Genomic DNA, 15653 nt, shown 5'->3' with positions numbered 1-15653 from the left:
GCCGGTGGATACGCTTTCGGACGAGCGGGTGCTGGTCCTGATGCCAACGGCGCGGGACGGGGAAAGGATGGGGGAGGTACTGGCCAAGGAAGGCCTGGACTGCCTCGTATGTACGGACATTGACCATGTCTGCCGTGAGATCGAGCGGGGTGCAGGCGCCGCGCTCCTGACCGAGGAGGCCGTGGCCGGCGACCGCAACGGCTCCCTCGCGGCCGCGCTCAAGGAACAGCCGCCGTGGTCGGACCTTCCGCTCGTGTTGCTGGCCAAGGAGGGCGTGGGGGACGCTTCGATCCGCGAGTCCATGAACGTTACGCTCGTCGAGCGGCCGTTGAAAGTCCGCTCCCTGCTGAGCGTCGTTCGGGCCGCCTTGCGTTCCCGTCGGAGGCAGTATGAAGTCAGAGACTACCTGACCGAGAGAAGGAAGTCGGAGGACGCGCAGGCGTATCTGGTGAAGCTCGCCGACACCCTCCGACCGCTCTCAGACCCCGAAGAGGTGCAGGCTGCCGCCAACAGGGTGCTTGGCGAACATCTCAAAGCAAACCGGGTAGCGTACTTCGAGATCGTGGCCCCGAATTATGTCGTCGAGCGTGATTACTTCGACGGGGTCGAGTCCCTCGCAGGGCGATATCCCGTCTCGTCGTTCGGGGAGCCGTTGCTGGAGGCGTTCCTCGCCGGTCGGACCGTCGTCGAGGCCGACGCGACGAAGCAGTTGGGGCGGCCCGAGGACGAGCGGAAGGCATTCGCCTCGATCCAGGTCCGCGGCCATATCGACGTGCCGCTGGTCAAGGCTGGCTCGCTCATGGCGGGAATGACAGTCCACTCCAAGGACGCTCGGGAGTGGACCCTGGAGGAGGTCTCCCTGATCGAGCAGACCGCCGAGCGTACCTGGGCGGCGGTCGAGCGAGCCCGGGCCGAGGCCGAGTTGCGGGACATCCGGTCGCGCATGGAGGCGGCGCTGGCCGCCGGCGCCATCGGCACCTGGGCGTGGGACGTGCCGAACGATCGTTTCTACGGCGACCCGAGCTTCGCGAGGATTTTCGCCGTCCCGCCCTCCGCCGTGGCCGGCGGCCCGCTCACCGGGCTCCTGAATTCGATCCACCCCGACGACCGGGACCGGGTGGCCGGGCTCGTCAACCTGGCGGTCGAGACCTGCGGGCGGTACGAGGCGGATTACCGGGTGACGGACGGGGCGGGCGGCTGGCGGTGGGTGAACGCCCGCGGGCAGGTCGAGCAGGATGAAACCGGCAAGGCTATACGGTTCCCGGGCGTGGTGATCGAGGTGACCGGCCGGAAGCGGGCAGAGGAGGCTCTGGACCGGGTCACGGCCGAGTCCGAGCGGCGGACGCGGCTGTACGAGGCGGTCCTGTCGTCCACCCCGGACCTGGCGTACGTCTGGGGCCTGGATCACCGGTTCGCCTACGCCAACGAGGGGCTCCTGCGGATGTGGGGCAAGACCTGGGACGAGGCGATCGGGAAGCACTGCCTCGAGCTGGGCTACGAGCCGTGGCACGCCGAGTTGCACGACCGGGAGATCGAGCAGGTGCGAGCGACACGGAAGCCGCTCCGAGGGGAAGTGCCCTTCGCGGGCACGTTCGGCCGGCGGATCTACGATTACATCCTCGTGCCGATCCTCGGGGCAGATGGAGAAGTGGAGGCGGTGGCCGGGACTACCCGGGACGTGACCGAGCGGAAGGAGATGGAGCAGGAACTTCGGGACCAGGATCGCAAGAAGGATGACTTCATCGCCCTACTCGCGCACGAACTACGCAACCCCCTGGCCCCGATCCGCAACGGCCTCGGCGTGATGCGGCTGGCAGGGGCGGACCAGGATGCGGTGACGGAGACGCGGGAGATCATGGAGCGTCAGATCACGCACATGGTGCGGCTGATCGACGACCTCCTCGATATCTCGCGCATCAACCGCAACAAGATGGAGCTGCGACTGGCAAAGGTGACGTTGGCCGAGGCGGTGAGTATCGCCCTGGAGACCGCGCGCCCGTCCATCGAGGCCGAGGGACACGCCCTGACCGTCTCCATACCCGACAGGCCGATCTACCTGGAGGCCGACCTGACGCGGCTGGCCCAGGTGTTCGGCAATCTGCTCTCGAACAGCGCCAAATACACTCGGCACGGGGGCAATATTTGGCTGACGGCCGAGCAGCATGGCGGCGAGGTCGCCGTCTCCGTCAGGGATGACGGGATCGGCATCCCGGCCGCGGCGCTGGAGAACATCTTCGACATGTTCTCCCAGGTGGATCGCAGCGTGGAGCGGGCCACCGGCGGACTTGGCATTGGCCTTGCCCTGGTCAAGGGGCTGGTTGAGATGCACGGGGGGACGGTCGGTGCGACGAGCGACGGCGAGGGCAAGGGCAGCACGTTCACGATCACACTGCCGGTCATCAAGAACTTAGCGGCCCCGACTCCTACGACAACGGGCAACGGTCATGCCGGCGCGGGACGTCGGATTCTCATCGTAGATGACAGCCACGACGGCGCCAGCACCCTGGCCCGGATGCTCAAGCTCATGGGCAACGACGTCCGCACCGCAAGCGACGGGTTGGAGGGCATCGAGGCGGCGGGCGAATTCCTCCCCGAAGTCGTGCTGATGGATATCGGCATGCCCGTACTGAACGGCCTGGACGCGACCAAGCGAATCCGCGAGCAGGCATGGGGGCGGGAAATGACAATCATCGCACTGACCGGTTGGGGCCAGGATGGCGACAAGGCGAGGTCGCGCGAAGCAGGTTGTGACGGCCACCTCGTGAAGCCTGTCGACATCGACGAGCTCGAGAGGTTTCTGGGCGTGAAGCGAGTATAATCGGGCTCGACCGGGTTTCGGCACCCTGAAGTGAAGAACCGACGTTCGGGCGTCTCCCTTCGGGACGGTCTCTAGGCGGGGTCCGTCGCTCGCGCGATCGCTTCGATCCCTGACGCAGGAAGATCGAACCGGGTTGTCCATGCGGGGCCGCTCGTCAAGGTTGGTGCGTGCCAGCTTCATCCGCCTGCGGCTACTTGCAGCCGTCACTTTCTCCCCTGACTTCACTTAAACCCCATTTTATTCCACTCGGGTTGCTTTCGCCCCGTTTGCCAAACGAATTGCCGTTCGAAGCGACAATCGCAGGCAAACAGGCACTCTTTCAGGAGCTTCCCGATGGTCAGCCAGACCCTTTCCAGCGACGACCTCCGCGCCATGACCCCGTCCGTATTCGCCACCACCCCTTGGGAAGGCATGAGCCCTACTTACAGGTTCATCCCCACGGTGGACGTGCTCGACCTCCTGGAAGATCAAGGCTTCCGCATCACCTCCGCTCGCCAGAGCCGCAGCCGCATCGCGGGCAAGGCCCCGTTTACCCACCACTTGCTCAGGCTCCGCCATGAGAGCATCATGGACATCCGCGACGAGGTATCGGGCCCCTGATCCATTTCGCGGCGGTCTTCTTCCGCCATGAGAGCATCATGGACGTCCGCGACGAGGTACCCGAGGTGATTCTCATGTGTCGGTGGCCAGGCACCTAAGGAGGGTAAAACGGGAAACCTGGAAAATTCATCTGAGTCGGCAACGGAGCATCGAGCTTCACGGAATCTCCCAGGCCTCCCTACTGAACTGCCTGGCCACTGCACCTGTGGCCCTTCACACGCAAGCACAAGAGAGAAATAGGCCAATTCCTCTCTTTGAAAATAACTGGGGTTTCAGGCACAATGGCAAACGACAAATGTATTCTTCTAGATGATTGGCTTAGTGGTAACGCATGGGATTGCATTCTAGTCAGCGACGACAAAACAGAAGAGGCAATCGGCAATCTGAGCAGATTGTTCCTTTCAGCCGAGGAAGCGAAACTAATATCAATTTCGCAGCTTATCGGCGCAATCAAATTTTATATCCACATTAAGCAGAGCCAAGTGATTTGCGATAAATTGGATCCCATGCTTCTATATGTCTGGCATGATGAAATGTCTGGCTCGTTGTGCATCAGCTGCATATCTCGATCGCACTTGCCAGGGTTGCCGTTTGGGTGTGCAATCGATGAGTGTGCGGAAGTCAGCGATATTGCCTCTGCTTTTCTCAATTCCTCGTACTTGGACGGTATACCAACAAGCGAACTCATGGATGTTGACTGTTCCCAGGCGTCGGACCAGGGCTTAGCGCATGCTGAATTCATTCTCCCCGTGTATTCTATTGCATTGGAGGGAGGGAACGGGGACGGAGGGAATATTGGATCGAATTGAGTGCCCAACTGGCCTGCTCCCCATTTCTTGGTCCAGCCTTAATGGGAATCTATCCGCGCAGTTGTTCAGTAGGTGGTGCGTCATGGGGCTCCTCTTCTTCTTCGATAGGCATGTACCTCTCGCGTGTCGCCGAGAATTCGGTTGGTGTCAGATAGCCTAACGAACTGTGTGGGCGTTCCGTATTGTAATCCTCCTTCCAGAGCGCCGCCAACGCCAGCGCTTGAGGCACGCTCTCGAACTCCTCCAACTCGAGGAATTCGTCGCGCAACTTGCTGTGGAACGATTCCGCGAACCCGTTCTGCCACGGGCTCCCGGGCGCCACGTAGAGCGTTCCCGAGCCCGATTCCTCCAGGTACGAGCGCACCGCCTCCGCCGCGAACTCCGGCCCGTTGTCGCTGCGAACCCGATGCGGCGGGGCACCTCGCCTCGCCACCACCTCGGAGAGGATCTCCCGGATCTCCTCGGCCGTCATGCCCCGTCGTGCCTCCAGCGACAGGCATTCACGAGTATACTCATCGATTAGACTCAGCCACTTCAAGCTCCGACCGTCGCTGGTACGGTCGAAAATAAAATCACATGTCCATACATCGTCTTTTCCGAGCGACGGTCGGAGATGGCATCCATTGATGTCCTGGCCGTGCGGCCGCCTCGGCTTGTGCACGGCCCGCGGCCCGGCTAGCTTCAGGCCCGACTGCCGCCACAGCCGGTGGACGGCCTTCTTGTTGACGGACCATCCCTCGCGACGCAGCATCGCCCAGATCCGGCGGTAGCCGTATCGAGGGTGCTCGCCGGCCAATACCTCGATCCGGAGTGCCAACGCGAGTCGCTCGTCGCTGTGCATGGGGGCGTAACGCAGGCCAGAGCGATTGACCCCCAGGGCGCGACAGGCGCGGCGCTGCGAGACGTCGAAGGCGTCACACAACTCGGCGACGATCGTGCGGCGACGTGCGGCGGTCATGGCTTTTTTTCAATGCCTCCTGGAGCATGCGGCGGTCGAGCGCCAGTTCGGCGACGAGTTCCTTGAGACGCCCGTTCTCATTTTCAAGTTCTTAAATTTTGATTTGTTCGCCCGATACTGGGTTCTCCTGGAGCGCCTTCCAACGGTAGTAGGTCGTCAGTCCGATGCCACCCTTGCGGCACGCCTGGTTGATGTTCAATCCGGCCTGGAGATCCGCCTGGACCTCGCGGAGGATCTTGGCGATCTGGTCGGGTCTGGGTCGCTTTCGCATGGGTCGCTCCCTGGCTGGGTCAGCCAGTTATACGATTCCCATTAAGCCTGGACCAGATTTTGGGGGGCAGGCCAAACCTGGAGTTATGCCATAAACCGCTCGCCCCTCCGTTAACGGGATGCTCGACCACGCCTTGAGATCGCAGGACCATCAGTGGCCAAGCTGCTAGCGTGATCCCAACTCCTCCGAGTCCCCACGACTCGTGAAGAAAGTCAGGCACTCATAAGACACCGAGCAGCGCATTCAATCGGCCGCTCGGCGTCTCATCACGCAGAGAGTGGGCAAGGGACCATCTGTGGCCATGCACTTCAATTGGGAAGTCTGGGAATCTTAGCAAAACTGCAAACTTGCCTGCGAGTCTTAACAGCTTACTCAAACCTCCTGGTTTACCCTACTTAATCGCATGGCCACCGACTGCCTACCCACCAGATCTGCACGTTCCACGTCCTCCATGAAATCACCAAGGCGGTCCTCTCCGCCGTGGCCAAGGTGCGTAAAGGACTGACAGCCGGTGCCCCAAAGGTCGGCCGAGGTCGTCGCGGCACCCAGGCTGCGAAGCGTACGGTGCAACGGAAGAAGCGAATCGAGCATAAGGCGGGCGAGCTGTTCGAACATCGTTACCTGCTCGTCAAGCGTCGGCTCAGCGCTTCGGAGCATGCGACGCTACGGCGGATCAGTCGAGGGCAGCCGCAACTCCGCACGCTCCGGGAGTTGATGGAGGGAGTCATTCGTCTCTTCGACCGGCGATGTCGCCTGGCCACGGCGTTGGCCAAGCTGGCGAGACTGCGTCGGTTTGGTCGGTTGCGTGAGACGCTCAAGAAGCTGGAGTCGCCGGGGTTAGAGAAGGCGCTGGTGTTCCTGGATGCGCGGTTGCTGGGAACGACGTCAAACGCGGTGGAACGCGGCAATCGGCGTCACCGGAAGATGCAGAAGACGGTGTACCGGGTCAGGACGCTCGGCGAAATCGAGGGTCGGTTGGCTCTGGACCTGCAACGGGAACTTCGAAGAACCGACCGCTCCAAGAGAACCCGATCCCTGCACAAGATCCGGGCCGCATGAGGCATCCAGCTCTGTCTCCTTGCTAAACTATCTTCGTTTTGGATGCTTATTGTGCTTTGCCTTTTTGAATATATTGAAGTTACAATTGCAACCCGCGGGCAAAGGGATCGATGAAGTTCCTAACGGGCTCGTCTGAACACTCCCGGATTGTGGATCCCTCGGAGGTTCTCCCGAACGTCTCTAGGCGGGTCTGAGCGCGCCAAGCTTCTCATCGATTCTCACCTCGTTCCAAATCGGCCCCTAGGAGGACTCGTTCGATGAGAAGCCGAGCGTTCCGCCCGAGCGTGGACCGCCTCGAAGAGAGGACCGCGCTGAGCCTCGGAGCCATGGCACCCGCAGTGGCATTCGTCTCTCCGATCGAACGAACTGACCCGGCCGCGGTCCAACGATATCAGGAGATACTGGCCAGAATTCGTACCCGGCAGGACGACGTCATCTTCCTCGGCGACTCGATGGTCGAGTACTGGGATCGGATCGCGGGCTCCATCTGGAGCCAGAAGGTCGCGCCACTCGGGGCGGCCAACTTCGGCGTCGCCTCCGACATGACACGGCACCTGTTATGGCGGTTGGAGAATGGCGAACTCGCAGGCCGACCCAAAGTCGCTGTCGTCGAGATCGGAACCATAGACATCATGTACTCCACTTCGCCTCTGACGGCCCGGGTTGCAGAGACGGTCGCCGGGATCAGTTCGGTTGTCGGAACGATCCGGAACTTATCTCCCACGACCAAAATCCTCCTGATGGGAGTCATCCCCATCGGGTTAACGCCCGACGATCCGTACCGGATCATGGGCCAGCAGGTCAACGAGCAGATCGTCAACCTGGCCGATGAAGTCAACGTCCGATATCTCGACATTAGCCCAGCATTCCTGCAGCCGGACGGCACACGTCCCTTCACCCCCTTCGGTCTCCACCCCACGCCACAGGAATACGACGTCTGGGCAGACGCCGTCTACGGCTCCGTGCAACAGTGGCTCGGCCGCCCCTACGCTCCGACCGTCCAGGGCATTCGATTAACCCACCCGCAGCGAAACCTCGTGACGATTGTCTTGTCGTTCAACGAGAGTTTGGATGCAGACTCGGCTGGCAACCAAGCTAATTACAGCCTCACCCGGGTGTCACCTCGGTTGTCGCGCCGAGGTCCCCAACGGGCTCGCAGCGTCATGCTCCAACAAGTGACCTACGACTCGGCAGCTAAAAGGGTTACACTCAAATTCATTCGCCCGCTCGCACCAACTAACCGCTACGTCTTGACGGTCGGTGGCACACCACCGACCGGGATAAAGAACATATACGGATATTTCCTCGACGGAGACGGCGACGGGATCCCCGGCAGGAACTATGTATCCGAATTTCGCACGTAGCTAAATTCCACTTATCTCTAACACTGAGGTTCCCCCGCGATAGCTCGGGGACGAGGTGTTGTTCAGGAGGTTCCCGGAAAAATTCCAGGTTCCCCAACCGGTCACCGTCAACGGCTCGAACAGGCGTTTGCGGCTTCGGACCCGGGTGAAGCGAAAATCGGTGTTCAGTACATGGCCACCGACTGCCTTCCCTTCAATGGCACAATCAGTGGCCAAGCACCTAAAGGGAAAGGGCGCTACGGCTGGATTAAGAGTTTCGTGAGCGGCAGAAAAAGTTGCCGAGGTTGGCTGCCAAACGCCACGAAACCGTGATGAAGGTAGAAGGCCTCGGCCTGCTCGTCCTTGGCGTCCACGACCAGGGCGAAGACGGCGATTTCCGAACGCAAGGATCGTTGCACGGCATCCCATAAGAGGGCGCTACCGAGTCGCCGGCCGCGGAAAGCCTGATCCACCGCCAGCCGCCCAAGCCGGGCTACGGGAACGGAAGGGTAACGTGGCAGGCGTTTAGCAAGTGCTGCCGGCACCTCCGCCAGCGGGATACCGGCGGCGGCAAGCGTGTAATAGCCGGCAATTCTGCTAGCCGACGTCTCAACGGCAACATAACAGGCCGTCGCCCGGCGGCGAACGTCCTGCATCACCTGTTGCCGAAAATACCGGTCAAGCGTCTCCACGCCGCTGGTGAACCCCGACCGCTCATGGCCAGGCTCAAGGGCTTCGATGAGAAATGACCCTACCGTCACCGTGATTCCCGGATCAGCTCGGCATGAGCATCCCTGGCCCGCGCCAGTGCGGGTGGCAGCGGCGATGGATTGAGTAACCGATCCACGAAACGCTCCTGATCTTCAACCGAAAGGCGGATCAGATGCGTTTCCTCAATCGTCCGGTGCGCAGCTTCCTGAGCGGCGGCCACCACGAAATCGCTGACGCTGCGGCCCTGGATTTCGGCGGCGCGTTTCACCACGGCTAGGGCTTCGGGCGCAATGCGTGCTTCGATCCGTGCTTTGCGAGCGTGTTCTTTTGGCATCAAAATTACCCACCTGGCGCGTGCGCCAAGAACCTCTTGGCCCTTAGGTAGTTACGCCGAGCTACACGCCTAAGCAACCAGCCAAAACATTCGGGGCCGCCGACCAGTGAGCCGTAATTTCTCAATAACCTCGGGTGGTGCATTCGAACAGTGGTGAACTGCACTCACGTTTACAGCGTCCGGATCGCCTTTTGAGGGCCATTGAAGGCATCCGGGGTCCATAAGCAGCCGTCCCTGTTCATCAGTGAACAGATTGTTGCCCGGGGTTATTGAGAAGTTACAGTGAGCCGATCTAACCAGCCTAGCTCAAAGAATTTCCGGACTTCTGCGCATAAAGCTTCGCCGAACCCGTTTTTCCCTACTTCAATGCGATCGGCCACGGCATCATCGTCGGCCGCACCATTCCCGTAGGGTGAGCACGGGGGACTTTCTCAGCGAGGGTGGACAAGCGCGGACAGTTTCAGTAGTGGTCGCGTAGGCAGTAGGTGGCGCAGAAGTCCTTCTCCGGCAGAGCCTTGCTTCGGCTCCTCGGGCTGCCTTGGCCGCCCAAAGTGTCCGCGCTGTCCACTGGTCCTGGCATCGGCGGTGAGAAAGTCCCGAGCACGGCCCACGACCCACCATCTTAACCTTCGCTTCGGCAAGGAGATAGGGATGGTGGGCCGTGCCCACCCTACGGGAAAAATTGGATTCCGGCCGCTGATCAATCGTAAATCGTTGATAAATTCATATTCGGGTTAGGCGAAGCTTTACTTCTGCGTGCATGCCCATTTGCGATTTGAGGGCAATTGCCCTTCTTTCCACTGTCCTCTCACTGTACGGCATTTTGCCGGACAAAAACAAGTGGTGCGGCGACCCGCTCAGCGGAGCCGTTTGAAGTTCTGAAGCTCACCGAAGATGTCGGAGGCGACCATCGTCGATTCGCCGATCGACTGAATCCTGGCCACGTAGGAGCGCCGCGCGAGGAGGATGTCGGTGGATCGATTGATCGTCACGTTCAGGAGGTTCCCGGAAAAATTCCAGGTTCCCCAACCGGTCACCGTCAACGGCTCGAACAGGCGTTTGCGGTTTCGGACCCGGGTGAAGACGAAGCTGCCATCGGACTGGAGCACCGTGGTGACGGTCCCTTTGCTATCCGTATAGGACCAGGAACCGACGAGTAGCTTCCTCACCCTCTCCCGCTGCTCGGCCGCCTCATCCGTGCGAGGAGGAGGGGTCGTGGTTACCGTCGCGGTCGTCGGCTCCATCGGCGGGGCCATTTTCAGGCGATAGAGCACGCGATGTGAACCGCTCGGAGCGTCGAACTGGTCAGGGGTCGGCAAGCCCTCGCGCTTGTTCAGGCAGATGCTCAGAGTGTCCCCCTCGAAGCGGTAGATCCCGTGCAGCAATTCGTCGAACTTGTTGGTCACGTCAATGGTGCGCGGAGTGCGTGACGGGTCGAGCCGCATGCTGTAGGACTGCTTCTCTTGCGTCCTCGGGTTCGTGAGGTAGAGGCCCTGCCAGCCGATGTGCAGTCGGTTGTTCTCGGCGATCTTCTGCCGGATCAGGTCGGCGTTGTAATCATCGCCGTTGTTGCGGATCGAGAGAATCGTCCAGTCGCCGGACAGGAGTTCGTGCTGGCGTCGAATTTCCGCATCGGTGGCGCGTGGGGGGTCGAGCGGCGTCACGCTGGCGATTTTCGCGGCGGGCTGAACGGCAAGCGGCTTGGCCTTGGCCTTCAACTCCAGCCGAAGCAGGCCCGAGTTCACGGGGGCGTCGAAGCCGTCGGCCCGTTTGGTTTCGTCATAAAAAGGGAGGCAAACAATCAAGGTGTCGTTGTCGAACTTGTAAACACCACGAAGCACCCGGTCATCACTGGTGATGAGCTCGATCCGATGGGGCGACTGGCTAATGTCGAGACGAAAGATCCAGGACTTTTTCTCACCGGTTTCGGGACTCACGATGTGGATCGTTTGCGAGAAGATATCCACCTCGCCGTTCGCGACCAGCTTTTGCTTGATCAGGTCGGCCCCGATGCGCTCCCCGTCGTCCACGACCGAGAGCACAGTCCAGGTCCCGGCGAGAAGCTGATGAGCCTCCTCCACCGCAGTTCGACTTGGCGTTCTGCCTCCATCATCAAGGGTGGGCAGGCTAATCAACAGTGACAGGAGGATGACAGGCATGGGTGAGAGATCCTTCTCTTGAAACTTCTTGACTAAAGTGACTAGTCGATGCGCAGGTCACTTTCTCTAGATTGGAGGAGCCTGGCAAGATCAGAATTCTCGGGGGACCTGATGACCACGCGAGCAAGGTGGCACTGACCTCAATTGAGCGGATTGCGGGGCTATCAGTAGCCAGAATCCTAAAGTGGATAAGATGGAAAGTATGGAGGTTTTATCTAAGCCAACGACTGAACAACCCTCTTCATTGATGGTCCCAAGCTGCCCAACTGAGGTGCCTGGCCATGGGTGCCCGTTGCCGAGGACTCCGCCGAGAACGTCCCCGAAACATTCAGGTACGATCGCTTCATGGCCACCGAAACGGTGAGGGCCACTGCTTCGAGCAGCCCCGCTGCCGCCATACATGCGGAGATCAAAAGGGCGAGTTCGACACCGAAGTGGCCAGGGCTGATTCAGTCCTGAACAGAGAGGAAATCGAAGTCATCCCACAAGACTTCGCCAAGGCGAATTCGCAATGGTCAGCGTGATTCCAACTCGGTCGAGGCGATCGGTTCGAGTCCCAGCACGCGCTCAACCTCCTCGGCGGTCACGGCCAGTCGGCCCAGGGCGCGGCGATAGAGGCCGAAGAGGCGGTCGATGGCCGCATCGGTCGTCTCGAGTAACCCGCCGACGTCGTTCTTCTCGGGCAAGACGGGCGGGAGCGCGAAGCTGGCGAGCGTGATATCTTCCTTCGCGTGCTCGAACGGATAGTAAATCGTGTCGCCGACCTTCCATCGCAGCTCTTCGAGCTTCTCGCGGAGGTCGCTCGCGCCGCGGAGAACGGCCGCGATCAGGGACTGGTTCTTCTCGTTCTTGCCGTCGTTGTACCGCTCGAGGAGCAACTCGAGAACCTGCTTGGCGCGAACAACCGGGAGCAGTTGGCTCACGACATTGGCACCCAGGTGCGAGGCGCAGGGATACAAGACGTGGGCTTCCTCACGGCGTTCGCGGCCTTCGGCCACCCGATCGGCGACGGTCTCGACCTGGAGGATGGCCAGCGCCAGGGTCAAGCGTTGCGCGGCCAATGTGGCGTAGTGCTCGAACTCCCCCTCGAGGTCGCCGAGCTCCGCCAACGCTCGGTCGCGCGCGGCTTCCGCCGCTCTGACTGTCGACGCTCGCAAGCCCCAGGCGTCGGCATCAAGCTTGATGTCGGACTTCAAGAGGATTCTGGCGGCCTCGGCCTTGACGAGCCGCTGATGCACGTCGGCGTCCCGCTCGCTCGCGTTCCGGCACCCCTCACTCGCGGCCTGCTGGTCGTCACGGACCTTGACGAGCGTTTGCTTCGCCCCTTTTGCGTTGGTCGGGGCCTTGGGATAGTCATAAGGCAATGCGAGCCGCTGAGTCATCGGCATCGCCTTCAAAAAGAATCGGCCGGCCGCGACGTACCCCTCCTGGGCGACTGCCTGGGTCTCCACCAGCTCGGCCACGGGGTAGAGTTGATCTTTGCTGATGTCACTTCCGAGCATCGACTTGTAGTATTCAAATGTCACTGCGCGTGCGAGTGCATCGAAATTACGAAATGCGTCGGTCGCGGGTCCGTCGAGGTTGAAGATCCCCTCGCCTGGCTCTTCGAGCTTCGCGCGGGCGATCCGATCGCGGTCGGAGGGGTGGGTATCAAACAGGCCCGTCGTGGCCTGGCCCGAAGCTTTTCGGTAGGTGGCCAGCATCTCTTTGGGGATCTGGGGGACGTTGGTCAGGATCAGTTTCGGGTAATTGTCCGGCAGTCGGCGCTGCTGCCAGCTTGACTGGAGGTCGGCCATGGCGAACTGCGAAGCCAGTTGAAGTTCGCGCATCCGCCAGCAGGTCTGGGTAAACACCTTCGCGCCAACCATTCGCGCCTCGTAGCGATCGGCGTCGTACTCGCGCTGGCGGAGAAACACCATGTTGACGAGGTGCCCGATGTGCAGGAGGACCCAGAGCACGCGCCGAGTCAGCCAGACGGCAAGGCGGACGAGCGCCCCGAACATGATGAGATAGCCGTCCCCGCTGGTCGTCAAGTCCACCAGGGTCTGATCCCAGGCATCGCGTTCGTAAACCACACGCGCGAACCATTGGTTGACGGACGAGATCACATCCATCAACCGCGCCCCCGACCCTTGCGAGATGTGTCCCAATTCATGGGCCATGACACCGGCGAATTGTTTGAGGTTGAGCCCGGCGACCATCCCGAGACCGATGACCAGAACGGGCTCTCGCGAGAAGAACGAGAACGCCCCTCCTGAGTAGCCCGCGGCCGCGTTGACCTGGCAATCGACCTCGATCCGCTCCGGCCGAGGAGCACCGACCGACTCGCACACGCCATCCACGAACGCATAGAGGAGCGGCTCGACCTGCGGGTCGAGAACCCGATTCTTCGTCGGCTTCGCGGGCCTCGCAAACAGCGGCTTGAGCATGAACGCGACGATCCCAGCGCCACCGATCAGCGGCACGAGATAGACCGCCAAGGCGACCTTGGTCGCCCCTCTCCCTTGCGCATGCTGCAAGACCGTGAAATCGTTCACCGCATGATACACCAGCGCAAAGATCACGAGTCCGATCAACGTCACGTAGACCAAGGGCAAGAGGATCATGAAGCCGGCGACGATCAAGAGCCAGAGCGAATATAAGGGCGACGGCCGGAACGGTTCGATCTCGCCCCGGAAGGCCGCCAGGATCTCGGCAGGGGTGCGCGTGATCTCGGTTGGCGCAGCGGCTTGGCGAACCCCACTCGCACTCACGCCGACCCCCGGCAATGCCCCATCGCGCACCCGCACGATCTTCGCCTTCTTGGCCACACCTCCCGCGAGCACGTAGCCCCCCACGGCATCGTCCTCTTTCTCGGAAGCAGGCCGCTGCGGTCTCGCCCTGGCCTCGGCCCGGCGGACTTCCTCCTCAGGCAAAGGGACCAGGTCATCGTCGGCCTGCGGACTCGTCATGGCCACCACCGCCGCCGGAACGGCGAACACCGCTTTGCAAGAGGGACACCGCCCCCGCTTCCCGGCAAGCTCATCCCGGACCCGCACCCTTGATTGGCACGACGGGCATTCGACAGAGATCGGCATCGACGAAGACTCTCTCGACCGCAAGCTCCTTGCCACCCTAACGACCGCCGCCCAAGCTACATCACTTGTCGCTCGCACTCAATCGTCTGTTTGCTGATTTCACCCTCGCGAATATCTCGGCAGTCAGGCTCCCCACCTGGGCAAAATGAATAACATGGCGATTTCACCTGGGGCGAGGACTGAACAACACTCTTCACGGGTCTTGCCAAGCCTCCTCACCGAGGTGCCTGGCTATACCCCTCACATGTCACCACCGTCCGGAGCGCCTCGAGCGTCATGCCATCCTTTATCCTTCCACGCGATCCGGCCGTTGGCTGACCGCCTCAAGACAGCGCCCGCCGCTGTGGAGGGGACTCGAACACGTCTTGCAGGCCTTCGGGAACGATCACTTTCTGGTCCCGCAGGTCGTTTACGGATGGGAACCCGGTCCGTAGCCACCGACTTCCATCCCAACGTCGTCAGGCTCCCGGGGGCAAGCCATCACTTCTTCAGGGCATCGCCAACGAACTCGAACAACGCCTTTGTGGCCGGATCGTTGGGCAGGCCGAGATCTGCATTGATCTTGTTATGATTGGACTCCTGGGCACCAACGACCTTGACGGAAACGCCCGCGCTCTTCAGCACGCTCGCGAGACGCTGTGCCTGAGCGCTCGTGTCGGGATGCTCGGCAACGTGCAGGATCAGGAACGGAGGAATGCCCTTGTCCTTGGCCACATGCGTTACAGCGGAAAGGTCGCGATGCTTCGCGGGATCGTTGCCGAACTTCTCACGGTGGCCGTACTTCGCTTGCGGCTGATCGTGCACTCGACGACGGGTCTCCGCCGTTTCAATAATGGCCGGCACATCGTAGGTATCGCCATCGACGGGCACACAGCCTTTGGTGATGGCCAACGACAGCCCCTCGGCCTTCAAGTAGCGATCATCGGTGCAGATCAACGCGGCGAGTTGCGCACCGGCAGAATGGCCCATGACGAAAATGCGCTCCGGATCGCCTCCGTACTCGGCGATTTGGTCGTGGACCCAGCGGATAGACTTAGCCACGTCGCGCACAATCGTTGCCATGTCGACATTCGGCAGGAGTCGGTAGTTGGTGGAGACAAAGACAAACCCTTGGTCCATGAAAGCTTGCGGCTTGATCTGAACACTCGTTTTGTCGCCCGCCTGCCAACCGCCGCCGTGAATCCAGAAGACGACGGGCAGGTCTTTCGCATTACGTGGTGAATGAACATCGAGCACCTGACGCTCTTGCGCCGGATCGGCGTAGGCGATGTTGCGTTTGACGTCCTGGGCCTGTGCTTCGGACAGGAGAGCGAAAGCGATGAGCATCCGGGAAACATGTTTCACGTTAGTTATCCTTTGAAAAGCCTGTTGCGATACCTATCGCGTTCAACTTGCGATTATCGTGGACATCAAGGATACCGTGCGATGTTAGCCCAATCCTGATCGTTCGGCGAGGAGCAAGCAAGGGCAGGCAATGGTGCCCCACGGCTCAGGTCAGGAGGAACTCGAGGTCC

Annotated in this window: 11 protein-coding genes; 4 read left to right on the top strand and 7 right to left on the bottom strand. The window is 61.0% G+C overall.

Going from position 1 to position 15653, the window contains the following annotated elements:
* Positions 1–4 precede the first annotated feature (4 nt).
* Entirely contained in the window at positions 5–2818 is a 2814-nt protein-coding gene (locus tag V5E97_RS05255; protein ID WP_406698232.1) for an ATP-binding protein, read from the top strand.
* Between the two features lie 333 nt (positions 2819–3151).
* Positions 3152–3418 (top strand): hypothetical protein, encoded by a 267-nt coding sequence (locus tag V5E97_RS05250; RefSeq protein ID WP_406698231.1) that lies wholly within the window; start codon positions 3152–3154, stop codon positions 3416–3418.
* Positions 3419–4276: 858 nt separating this feature from the next.
* Here the strand turns inward: V5E97_RS05250 and V5E97_RS05245 are convergent.
* Together V5E97_RS05245 and V5E97_RS05240 are read right to left on the bottom strand one after the other, a co-directional pair.
* The gene (locus tag V5E97_RS05245; RefSeq protein ID WP_406698230.1) at positions 4277–5185 is read right to left on the bottom strand and encodes an IS3 family transposase; all 909 of its coding nucleotides are present in this window, start codon (positions 5183–5185) and stop codon (positions 4277–4279) included.
* Between the two features lie 91 nt (positions 5186–5276).
* Positions 5277–5456 carry a transposase gene (locus V5E97_RS05240; protein WP_406698229.1) on the bottom strand — a complete coding sequence of 60 codons (180 nt, stop codon included), beginning with the start codon at positions 5454–5456 and terminating at the stop codon, positions 5277–5279.
* Between the two features lie 480 nt (positions 5457–5936).
* On the opposite strand from V5E97_RS05240, the gene V5E97_RS05235 reads away from it, so the two are divergent.
* Both V5E97_RS05235 and V5E97_RS05230 read left to right on the top strand, forming a co-directional pair.
* Positions 5937–6515: a hypothetical protein gene (locus V5E97_RS05235; protein ID WP_406698228.1), complete on the top strand. Its 579-nt coding sequence runs from the start codon at positions 5937–5939 to the stop codon at positions 6513–6515.
* A gap of 257 nt (positions 6516–6772) precedes the next feature.
* Complete coding sequence (locus V5E97_RS05230) at positions 6773–7879, top strand: GDSL-type esterase/lipase family protein (RefSeq protein ID WP_406698227.1); 1107 nt, start codon at positions 6773–6775, stop codon at positions 7877–7879.
* Between the two features lie 236 nt (positions 7880–8115).
* On the opposite strand, the gene V5E97_RS05225 is transcribed toward V5E97_RS05230, so the two are convergent.
* The 5 genes from V5E97_RS05225 to V5E97_RS05205 all read right to left on the bottom strand — a co-directional run bounded on the left by V5E97_RS05225 (position 8116) and on the right by V5E97_RS05205 (position 15483).
* Positions 8116–8619, bottom strand: coding sequence for a GNAT family N-acetyltransferase (locus tag V5E97_RS05225; RefSeq protein ID WP_406698226.1), 504 nt, complete (start codon positions 8617–8619; stop codon positions 8116–8118).
* Positions 8616–8903 carry a type II toxin-antitoxin system TacA family antitoxin gene (locus tag V5E97_RS05220; protein ID WP_406698225.1) on the bottom strand — a complete coding sequence of 96 codons (288 nt, stop codon included), beginning with the start codon at positions 8901–8903 and terminating at the stop codon, positions 8616–8618. The genes V5E97_RS05225 and V5E97_RS05220 overlap by 4 nt, the downstream gene beginning before the upstream one ends.
* A gap of 857 nt (positions 8904–9760) precedes the next feature.
* The gene (locus V5E97_RS05215) at positions 9761–11062 is read right to left on the bottom strand and encodes a TIGR03067 domain-containing protein (protein ID WP_406698224.1); all 1302 of its coding nucleotides are present in this window, start codon (positions 11060–11062) and stop codon (positions 9761–9763) included.
* A gap of 515 nt (positions 11063–11577) precedes the next feature.
* Positions 11578–14139: a M48 family metalloprotease gene (locus V5E97_RS05210; RefSeq protein ID WP_406698223.1), complete on the bottom strand. Its 2562-nt coding sequence runs from the start codon at positions 14137–14139 to the stop codon at positions 11578–11580.
* A 480-nt stretch (positions 14140–14619) separates the two neighbouring features.
* The gene (locus V5E97_RS05205) at positions 14620–15483 is read right to left on the bottom strand and encodes an alpha/beta hydrolase (protein ID WP_406698222.1); all 864 of its coding nucleotides are present in this window, start codon (positions 15481–15483) and stop codon (positions 14620–14622) included.
* Positions 15484–15653 lie beyond the last annotated feature (170 nt).

This window comes from Singulisphaera photorubra (assembly GCF_045290345.1).
GTDB lineage: Bacteria > Planctomycetota > Planctomycetia > Isosphaerales > Isosphaeraceae > Singulisphaera.
This window is presented reverse-complemented; position numbering and strand designations above follow the sequence as displayed.

What these genes read in the sequence shown, in the direction of transcription:
- V5E97_RS05250 (WP_406698231.1), top strand. Translation starts at nt 3,152, where the DNA reads ATGGTCAGCCAGACCCTTTCCAGCGACGACCTCCGCGCCATGACCCCG.
- V5E97_RS05245 (WP_406698230.1), bottom strand. Translation starts at nt 5,185, where the DNA reads ATGACCGCCGCACGTCGCCGCACGATCGTCGCCGAGTTGTGTGACGCC.
- V5E97_RS05240 (WP_406698229.1), bottom strand. Translation starts at nt 5,456, where the DNA reads ATGCGAAAGCGACCCAGACCCGACCAGATCGCCAAGATCCTCCGCGAG.
- V5E97_RS05230 (WP_406698227.1), top strand. Translation starts at nt 6,773, where the DNA reads ATGAGAAGCCGAGCGTTCCGCCCGAGCGTGGACCGCCTCGAAGAGAGG.
- V5E97_RS05220 (WP_406698225.1), bottom strand. Translation starts at nt 8,903, where the DNA reads ATGCCAAAAGAACACGCTCGCAAAGCACGGATCGAAGCACGCATTGCG.
- V5E97_RS05215 (WP_406698224.1), bottom strand. Translation starts at nt 11,062, where the DNA reads ATGCCTGTCATCCTCCTGTCACTGTTGATTAGCCTGCCCACCCTTGAT.
- V5E97_RS05210 (WP_406698223.1), bottom strand. Translation starts at nt 14,139, where the DNA reads ATGCCGATCTCTGTCGAATGCCCGTCGTGCCAATCAAGGGTGCGGGTC.